This is a genomic window from Mesorhizobium sp. M6A.T.Ce.TU.002.03.1.1 (assembly GCF_003997275.1).
Lineage (GTDB): Bacteria > Pseudomonadota > Alphaproteobacteria > Rhizobiales > Rhizobiaceae > Mesorhizobium > Mesorhizobium mediterraneum.
In genome coordinates this window covers 1-7,086 of the sequence record NZ_RZTI01000201.1, presented here as the reverse complement: position 1 = coordinate 7,086, position 7,086 = coordinate 1, and the positions used below count along the sequence as shown (strand labels likewise).

Below are 7,086 nucleotides of genomic sequence, written 5' to 3'. Positions count from 1 at the left end.
GTAGGGCTCTAGGTCGAGTTCGACCAACCGACCGCTTGCCAGATCGTCGGCGATCAGCCAGCGCGGCAGCCCGCCCCAACCCAACCCTTCGCGCATCAGCGCATGCTTGGTGCGCACATCGGTCAGCCGCCAGGTGCGGTAGGCAAAGACGCCGTAGTCGCGCCCCCGCGTGCGCTCCGACTGGTCGCTGACGACAAGCTGAATATGTTCGCGCACCTCCTCGAGCGGCACCGGCCGTGGAAGCAGCGCCAAGGGGTGGCTGGGCGCGGCAGCGGGCACCAAAGTGGTGAAGCCGATCCGCAAAAGGTTGACGTCGGCTTCGCCCAAAATGCCGCCAACGCCGAGATCGGCCTGTCCGCCCACGACATGGTCAAGGATCAGGCCGAGCGAGCCTATATGCAGGCGCAACATCACGGTCGGAAACTGCGCCTCGAATGCCTTCAGCACCCGAACCAGTACCGGCAATGGCAGCGTCACGTCGACCGACATACTGACTTCCGCCTCCAGCCCTTGCTTATGGCCGTCGACACGCGAGCGGATGCGCTGCAGCATGCCGACCATGCGCCGCGCATCTTCCAGCGTCGCCCGGCCGACATCGGTCAGCTGCGGTTCGCGCGTGCCCTCGCGCTCGAAGAGCTTCAGCCCAAGCTGCGCCTCCAGATTGGCGATGGCGTAGCTGATGACCGATTGCGCGCGGTTGAGCTTGCGGCCGGCGGCGGAGAAGCTGCCGGTATCGGCGACGGCCACAAGGATCTGGAGTTGGTCGAGCGTCGGATTGGGTTGCATTGCCTTATCCAGATTGTAGATGGATTATATAGAAAATATACCAGTTTTTCAAATGGGTCGATGGACCCATATCTGGCGGGACAAATCATTCCAATCCTGGAGAGCCCGCTATGTCCATCCTTCTTGTCACGTCGAGCCCGCGCGGCACTGCCTCACATTCCACCCGCATCGCCACCGAGCTCGCGGAAAAGCTGCTCGCCGCCGATCCCTCGGCCAAGCTGGCCGTGCGCGACCTTGTCGCCAACCCGCTGCCGCATATCGATCCGGACTATTCGACCGGCATCTTTACGCCCGTCGAAGCCCGCACCCAGCGCCAGGCCGAAGTCGTCGGCGTTTCCGACGCCGTGCTGGATGAGCTGTTTGCGGCCGACACCATCATCCTGGCCACCGGTTTCATCAATTTCGGCATCTCGTCGACCCTGAAATCCTGGGTGGATCACGTCGCCCGCTCCGGCAAGACTTTCGCTTATGGCGAGGATGGCCCGAAGGGGCTCGTCACCGGCAAGAAGGTCTACATTGTCCTTGCCTCGGGCGGCATCTATTCGGAAGGCGCCGCCGTGCAGTTGGACCACGCCATCCCTTACCTGCGTAGCGTGCTTGGCTTCATCGGCATAACCGACGTCGACGTCATCCGCATCGAAGGCGTCAGCATGGGTCCCGAGGCCATCACGGCCGCTCTGGCCAAGGCATCCGCCAAGGTGGATGCCTTGGTGGCCTCGACCGGAGCGGTCGCCACTGCCGCGTAGAGCGCGAGCAACTGCTAACCAGAATTGAAAAGGCAGGCGCCCGGCGCCTGCCTTTTTGCCATCCGCCTGATGCCCGACGAGGCGTCGGCAGATCCTACAGCTCAAGGGCAGCGACAAGGCTTTTCTGACGTCGCTCCGAAGTCGCGCGACATCGCCATTTGCCAGGCTAACCGAACATCTTCTCGCCCTGCTCGTCGACGAGCTGGATGCCCTTCTTGATCGAGATGTCGACAGCGTCGTCGAGCCCGGCAAAACGGTCGGCGCGGATGAATTTGTGCTCCTTCATCACGCCGTCGATTTCCTTCGAAACCACCCCGCAGGTCTGGTATTGGCCCTCCGCCTTGTAGGGCGTGGCGCTGATCAGAAATCCCTTGTGCTCGATCTGCTTTGCCGGTGCAGCGCTTTTTGGCTCGCCCACGTCACTGCCGCCACCGCCAAAAAGACGCTTCAGAAAAGACATGGGGTATCCTCCAACGCAATCATCCTGCATCACATAGCGTGGTGCAGGATGATTTTCACTAGCGGTCCTTAGGCAAACGGGCAAGGGCCGCATCCGGCCCGGCCTACCAGAGATCAGTCGCGTGACAGCGCTTCCAGGGCTTCGGCGGCCCCTTCCAATATTCTGATCGCCTCGGCCTGTTTTTCAGCCGGCGCATCGACGATGTCACCGAGGGCTGCGCGCAGCCGGTGGCGCACTGCGCGGAATTCGTCGCGCTTTTCCGAACGGCCTCGGCCGCGCCGTCCGCCATCCTCGCCATCGTCGTTCCAGCCGAACCAGTCGCGCGCCTTTGCCATCTTGCGGCCGAAACGCTCGAGATGGTCGAGCACATGGTCGATCATCTCGCGATTGTCGTTGAGATGCGCCTGCCCTGCCTCGGTAATCGAAAACACCTTCTTGTTGCCTTCCGCCGACGAGACGGCATAGCCGGCCTCTTCCAGGAACGTCAGCGTCGGATAGACCACCCCCGGGCTCGGGCTGTAGACGCCGCTGGTGCGCTCCTCCAGCGCCTTGATGATGTCGTAGCCGTGGCGCGGAGCCTCGGCCAGCAGCGACAGCGTGATCAGTTTGAGATCGCCGTCGGCCAGCATGCGTCCGGCGCGGAACATGTCGCCCGGCCCGCCGCGGCCGCCGCCCCTCATGCCGTGGCCAAATGGGCCGAAGCCGCCGCCACGGCCGCCGAACTTGCCGGCCATATGCATGAAAACGCGCTCGGCGCGCTCCCCGAAATGATGATGTCTGTGCATTGTCTGCCCCTTGAGTTATGTCTTACGATATATCTTAATTAGGCGTGTGAGACGATTGAATCAAGATATATCTTACGATGTAACTTAATTCCGCGCCGCAGGATTGAAGGCGCGCATTTGCGGCCCGGAGTCAGTTCCGGCCTTTCGATGAAGGATGTCTGTGCCGGCTACCAGCGACCCTTGCGCCGGTTCCAGGCATAGAGAAGATCGGCGAAGCGATCATAGGCATAGCGCGTCAACGGCAGCGCGACGCGGTTGCCGAACAGCGCCGCCAGCCAGCCCTCGCCCGGTGTTGCCAGCCAGACGGCAATTGCGACGTCGGCGCCGACCAGCAGTTTGCCGTCCGCATCGGTTGCATGCAGCCGGCGGCGGATGTCCTCCAGCGACACGCCGTATCCGGCCAGCGCCGACGGCTCGGCATTGATGTCGCGAAACGCTATCCGCCCGGCCTTGATCGCCTCGACCAGCCGCCGCTTCTGCCTGACGATGCCGGCATCGCAAACCGGACAACGGGTGTTGTACCAGATGGTCAGCAGAGGCTTGGGCATGTGTTTAGCGACCTGAAGGGCTGCGCTGACTATCCGGGAAATGTCCTCGCCCCGCAACGTCCGGACCAGCCTGGCCGCGACGCGGCATCTTGCCGACGAATTGCGGTCTGAAAAGTCAGAATTTGTAGCCGAAGCGCTCGAAATCCCTGAAATAGAGCCGTCGCACGATGCTTTTCGCCTCGTCATCGTAGACCGCGCGATAATCGTAAGGTGTATTGACGTTTGACCGGGGAAGCTTCACCTCGCCCGGCAGATCGAGTCGTTCGACCAGCGCATTAAATTGCTCGGCCAGTGTTTCAAACCGCAAAATCTCGTCGATGATGAGGTTTCCGTGCCTGTCCGAAATCCAGCTCGTCTGGTCCACCCGCACAAGCCGGTTCTTGCGTTCGAGATAGCGCAGGAAAGCCTTGAAATCCAAGACCCTGGCTCTGTGCCAGCGCCGGCCGGAGAGATAGTCGCGGCGGAAATAATAGGTCGAGACCGCAAGTTCGAAAGGGTTGCGCACGACGGCGAATTTGTAGGCGCTATCATAGATCTCCGCCGGCAGCTTGTGCTTCACCCAGCTTGCTTTGTCATGCTGCCTGAGGAACGCATTTTGAGGCGTTTCGCGCACGGGAAGATGTGACAGCAGGCGACGCCATTGCGTTCGCTGCGGTCTCAAGCTCCACGGACTTAGCGCACGGGTGAGCGAGGTCCCGGCGGTCTTCGGGATATGGATGAAAATGAAGTTCTTTTCGAGCGAAAGCAGCATTCTTCCTCATGATCGGCGGATCGGGCGCCGTCAAGCGGCGCCCGACCTTCCGATATCAGGAACTCGGCCTTGCGCGGGTCTGTAGCCGCGCAGCGTCTCACCCGAGCGAGGCGATGATCTCGCGATAGGCCAATTCCGGGAAAGCCTTGAGCGTCCGCGTCCTCACGTTACCGCCTGACGCCAGCATCAGCGAGAAACGAGCGAGCACCGCGTCGTCGGGCGCTTCGACGATCGCCACCATATCGCATTCGCCCATGGTGAGATAAAACGCCCTGAATGAGCCGCCCATGTCTCCCAGCAGCTTCTTGGCGGCATCGAGCCGCTTCGGCGACTCGCGCACATTTTTGGCGCCCTGCTCCGTCCAGTTGATCAGCACGATATAGTTCGTCATGCACACCTCCCTCCGGGGCCTCGGAGCACGGCGTCACTGCCGGGGCGGGCATCCGGGTTTGTCGCCCAGAAAATGCATCCGACACGAGATTATCCTCCCACAGCAGGTGTGCTGCAAGAACAACCGCACCGTCTGCGAGACAATCTCTGTGCCGCGAACGAAAAAGGGCGCCGCAGCGCCCTTCAAATTGCTTATCCGGTACCCCGGCATCAGCTGTCGAGGAAGCTCCGCAGCTTGCGCGAGCGGCTCGGGTGCTTGAGCTTGCGCAGCGCCTTGGCTTCGATCTGGCGGATACGCTCGCGGGTCACCGAGAACTGCTGGCCGACTTCTTCCAGCGTGTGGTCGGTGTTCATGCCGATGCCGAAGCGCATTCTGAGCACGCGCTCTTCGCGCGGGGTGAGCGAAGCAAGCACCCGCGTCGTCGTTTCGCGCAGATTGGCCTGGATCGCCGCATCGATCGGCAGGATCGCCATCTTGTCCTCGATGAAATCACCGAGATGCGAATCCTCCTCGTCGCCGACCGGCGTTTCGAGCGAGATCGGCTCCTTGGCGATCTTCAGCACCTTGCGCACTTTTTCCAGCGGCATGGCGAGCTTTTCCGCCAGTTCCTCCGGCGTCGGCTCGCGGCCGATCTCGTGCAGCATCTGGCGCGAGGTGCGTACGATCTTGTTGATCGTCTCGATCATGTGCACCGGAATGCGGATAGTGCGCGCCTGGTCGGCGATCGAACGGGTGATCGCTTGCCGGATCCACCATGTCGCGTAGGTCGAGAACTTGTAACCGCGCCGGTATTCGAATTTGTCGACCGCCTTCATCAGGCCGATATTGCCTTCCTGGATCAGATCGAGGAACTGCAGGCCGCGATTGGTGTATTTCTTGGCGATGGAAATGACGAGGCGCAGATTGGCCTCCACCATTTCCTTCTTGGCGATCGCGGCTTCGCGCTCGCCCTTCTGCACCTGGTTGACGATCTTGCGGAACTCGAGGATCGAGATCGCCGTTTCGGTGGCGAGGTTCTGGATCTCGGCGCGCAGATCGCGGATCGCGTCCTTCTCGTTCTTGGTGAATTCCTTCCAGCCGCGCGAGGTCAGATTGCCGATCGAGCGCGTCCAGTTCGGATCGAGCTCCGAGCCCTGATACTCCTTCAGGAATTCCTCGCGGCGCACGCCATAGCTTTCGGCCAGCCGCAACAGCTTGCCTTCATTCTGCACCAGGCGCTTGTTGATGTCGTAGAGCTGCTCGACCAGCGCCTCGATGCGCGCCGTGTTTAGGGACAGCGACTTCACCGCCTTGATCAGCTGGTCCTTCAGCTCCTTCAGTCGGCGGTCCTGGCTGGGCGACAGCGTGCCGGCTGCGGCCAGCCGGTTCTCGACCTGCTGGTCCTGCAGCTTGCGCAACTTCTTATAGGTGTCGGCGATGACGTCGAGCGTCTCCATCACCTGCGGGCGCAGTTCCGCTTCCATCGCCGCCAGCGACAGGCTGGCCTCGTCCTCGTCTTCCTCGTCGTCATCAGTCAGACCGCGCGTGTCGGCGCCGACATTGGTGATGTCGTCCTCGTCCTCGCGCGAACGGCGCGGCTTTTCCTCGGTCTTGGCTTCCTCGATCCGCTCGACCACCGGCGCCTGCTTGGCCTCCGGCCCGGCATAGGTCGCTTCGAGGTCGATGATCTCGCGCAACAGGATCTTCGATTCATTGAGCTCGTCACGCCAGATGATGATGGCCTGGAACGTCAGCGGGCTTTCGCACAGGCCCGCGATCATCGTCTCGCGGCCGGCCTCGATGCGCTTGGCGATCGCGATTTCGCCCTCGCGCGACAGAAGCTCGACCGAGCCCATCTCGCGCAGATACATGCGAACCGGATCGTCGGTGCGATCGGTCGGCTCTTTCTTGGTGGTCGTCGCGGCAACGGCGGTGCCGGTCTGCTCGGCCAGTTCGTTGGCGTCTTCCTCGGCGTCGGCAGCCGCATCGGCGGCTTCGGGCTCCTCGCCCTGCTCGTCGTCCTCGACCACGTTGATGCCCATGTCGGAGAGCATGGCCATCGTGTCCTCGATCTGCTCGGAGGTCACTTCCTCCGAGGGCAGCACCGAATTCAGTTCATCCATGGTGACATAGCCGCGCTTCTTGGCGGCCTTGATCATCTTCTTGACAGCATCGTCGGAAAGGTCGAGCAGAGGGCCATCGGTGGCTCCTTCGCGTTCGGTCTCGACCTCTTCCTTTTCTTTTGTCGCCATTCTTTATTTTCTCCAAGCGGCCAAGTATCAAGCCGCGTAAGCTGCCGTGCCGGTTAAATCAGATGCGCTCGCTCTTGAGCGCGCTTCCCCGGGCCAGTAACTGCATCTCTCGTTAAGTCCAGATTAACCCTGGTATCTGTGGCAGGCCGAATGCCTGTCCAGTGACCGGTACCTCACATCGCTGCACTTCCCGTCGACGCCGGCGCGGGTTAACGTTTCGAATCGTCCTGATTCCGTCATTCTGCCAGAAGGTCAAGCGCCTCTCGCATGATTCGCATGAAAAAAGCGAATCAATTACCCGACTTAAAGCGCCGCGGCTGATTCGACGCGCAAGCACGGTCCTGCACTTTCACTCTTTCGTAAGCTTCGACCTACGCCCGCCCAGCCC

The 7,086-nt window shown here is 61.6% G+C and carries 8 protein-coding genes; 1 reads left to right on the top strand and 7 read right to left on the bottom strand.

The annotated features are described in order from the left end of the window. Positions 1–786, bottom strand: a 786-nt coding sequence (locus EOC93_RS31770) for a LysR family transcriptional regulator (protein WP_164759362.1), incomplete at its 3' end; no start/stop codon positions are given. A 110-nt stretch (positions 787–896) separates the two neighbouring features. Between EOC93_RS31770 and EOC93_RS31765 the strand changes: the two genes are divergently transcribed. After that, the gene (locus tag EOC93_RS31765; RefSeq protein ID WP_095488948.1) at positions 897–1,532 is read left to right on the top strand and encodes an FMN-dependent NADH-azoreductase; all 636 of its coding nucleotides are present in this window, start codon (positions 897–899) and stop codon (positions 1,530–1,532) included. 166 nt (positions 1,533–1,698) lie between these two features. Here EOC93_RS31765 and EOC93_RS31760 read toward each other — a convergent pair whose 3' ends face one another. The 6 genes from EOC93_RS31760 to rpoD all read right to left on the bottom strand — a co-directional run bounded on the left by EOC93_RS31760 (position 1,699) and on the right by rpoD (position 6,698). Next, complete coding sequence (locus EOC93_RS31760; RefSeq protein WP_095488947.1) at positions 1,699–1,992, bottom strand: HlyU family transcriptional regulator; 294 nt, start codon at positions 1,990–1,992, stop codon at positions 1,699–1,701. 113 nt (positions 1,993–2,105) lie between these two features. Continuing rightward, the gene (locus tag EOC93_RS31755) at positions 2,106–2,777 is read right to left on the bottom strand and encodes a PadR family transcriptional regulator (RefSeq protein WP_095488946.1); all 672 of its coding nucleotides are present in this window, start codon (positions 2,775–2,777) and stop codon (positions 2,106–2,108) included. Between the two features lie 167 nt (positions 2,778–2,944). Beyond that, positions 2,945–3,325 carry a DCC1-like thiol-disulfide oxidoreductase family protein gene (locus tag EOC93_RS31750; RefSeq protein ID WP_185928263.1) on the bottom strand — a complete coding sequence of 127 codons (381 nt, stop codon included), beginning with the start codon at positions 3,323–3,325 and terminating at the stop codon, positions 2,945–2,947. Positions 3,326–3,440: 115 nt separating this feature from the next. Then, entirely contained in the window at positions 3,441–4,076 is a 636-nt protein-coding gene (locus tag EOC93_RS31745; RefSeq protein ID WP_095488945.1) for a sulfotransferase family 2 domain-containing protein, read from the bottom strand. Between the two features lie 97 nt (positions 4,077–4,173). Beyond that, positions 4,174–4,467, bottom strand: coding sequence for a GYD domain-containing protein (locus EOC93_RS31740; protein WP_095488944.1), 294 nt, complete (start codon positions 4,465–4,467; stop codon positions 4,174–4,176). Positions 4,468–4,676: 209 nt separating this feature from the next. Continuing rightward, positions 4,677–6,698, bottom strand: coding sequence for an RNA polymerase sigma factor RpoD (rpoD, locus tag EOC93_RS31735; protein WP_095488943.1), 2,022 nt, complete (start codon positions 6,696–6,698; stop codon positions 4,677–4,679). Positions 6,699–7,086 lie beyond the last annotated feature (388 nt).